This window comes from Pseudomonas sp., from assembly GCF_050739995.1.
Taxonomy (GTDB): Bacteria; Pseudomonadota; Gammaproteobacteria; order Pseudomonadales; family Pseudomonadaceae; genus Aquipseudomonas.
Genome location: NZ_JBOICG010000042.1, coordinates 1 through 1,542, shown reverse-complemented (window position 1 = coordinate 1,542; position 1,542 = coordinate 1). Strand labels below are relative to the sequence as shown.

Here is a 1,542-nt window from a genome sequence, read left to right as displayed (position 1 = left end):
GGGCGTGACTGCCCATGAGTACCGCAACCCGGTGCTGCTGGCGGATGGCTTGGCCAATGACGTGGCCGAACAACTGCGCGCGGCCATTAGTGCCCGTGGCGAGGCGACCCTGGTGGTGTCCGGCGGCCGCAGCCCGGTGGCGTTCTTCCAGAACCTCGCCAAGCAAGGCCTGGACTGGTCCAAGGTGACCATCACCCTGGCCGACGAGCGCTGGGTGCCGGTGGAACATGCCGACAGCAATGCCGGCCTGTTGAAGCAATACCTGCTGCAAGGCCCGGCAGCCAAGGCCAAGTTCCTCAGCCTGTATAGCGCCGCAGCCAATCTTGAAGAAGCCGCCGAGCAGGCTGATCGCCTGTTGGGTGAGTTGCCAGCCATTGATGTGCTGGTGCTGGGCATGGGCGATGACGGCCACACCGCGTCGCTGTTTCCAAACAGCCCGAACCTGACCGAAGCACTGAAGGCTGACGGTACCCGCCGTTGCTGGCCGATGCTGGCGCCGACCGTGCCACACCAGCGCCTGACCATGAGTCGCGCATTGCTGGCCACGGCGAACTACACCGTACTGTCGATTGCCGGCAGTTCGAAATTGACCACCTTGAGCGCCGCGCTGGCCAGTGACGACGTTGCTGCCATGCCGATTAGCGCGTTTCTGCAACCTACTCTAGAGATTTACTGGTGCCCATGAGCCAAGGATCAGCCGCTATGAAAAGCCCTCAACCGACCGTATCCATGGCGGATAAAGTTGCCCTGATCGACAGCCTCTGCGCCAAGGCGCGGATTCTGCCGGTAATCACCATCGCCCGCGAACAGGACATCCTGCCGCTGGCCGATGCCCTGGCAGCCGGTGGTTTGACCGCATTGGAAGTGACCCTGCGTTCCGAGTTCGGCCTCAAGGCCATTCAGGTACTGCGCGAGCAGCGCCCTGAACTGTGCACTGGCGCTGGCACCGTGCTCGACCGTCACATGCTCGAAGCGGCCGAAGTGGCTGGTTCGCAGTTCATCGTCACCCCAGGCATTACCCGTGACTTGCTGGAAGCCTCGGTGCACAGCCCGATCCCGCTGCTGCCGGGCATCAGCAACGCCTCCGGCATCATGGAAGGCTATGGCCTGGGCTATCGCCGCTTCAAGCTGTTCCCCGCTGAAGTCAGCGGTGGCGTGGCCGCCATCAAGGCCCTGGGCGGTCCGTTTGGCGAAGTGAAATTCTGCCCGACTGGCGGCGTTGGCCCGGCCAACATCAAAAACTACATGGCGTTGAAAAACGTGATGTGCGTGGGCGGTAGCTGGATGCTTGATCCTGAGTGGGTCAAGAACGGCGACTGGGCCCGTATCCAGGAAGTCACCGCGCAGGCGCTGGCACTGCTGGATTGATCTGATTCATCAAATCGTTGTTGCTGTGCTTAACGGCATTTTTGCGGTGCACTTGGTCGGTGTACCGCTTTTTTTTGCCCGCACAAAATCTCAAGAACTCCAATGTTCAAATGTGGGAGCTGGCTTGCCTGCGATAGCGGTGGGTCAGAAAATACAGGTGTGACTGATGTACCG

2 protein-coding genes are annotated in these 1,542 nt (G+C 61.1%); both read left to right on the top strand.

All coding sequences use genetic code 11. The features are described 5' to 3' along the window. Window positions 1–685, top strand: a 685-nt coding sequence (pgl, locus tag ACRESD_RS01505) for a 6-phosphogluconolactonase (protein WP_431749312.1), incomplete at its 5' end; no start/stop codon positions are given. Between the two features lie 17 nt (window positions 686–702). Then, on the top strand, window positions 703–1,368 hold the full coding sequence (locus ACRESD_RS01500; protein WP_026013852.1) for a bifunctional 4-hydroxy-2-oxoglutarate aldolase/2-dehydro-3-deoxy-phosphogluconate aldolase: 666 nt from the start codon (window positions 703–705) through the stop codon (window positions 1,366–1,368). Window positions 1,369–1,542 lie beyond the last annotated feature (174 nt).

Excerpts from the sequence above, each read along its gene's own strand:
- ACRESD_RS01500 (WP_026013852.1), top strand. The coding sequence starts at position 703 with ATGAAAAGCCCTCAACCGACCGTATCCATGGCGGATAAAGTTGCCCTG.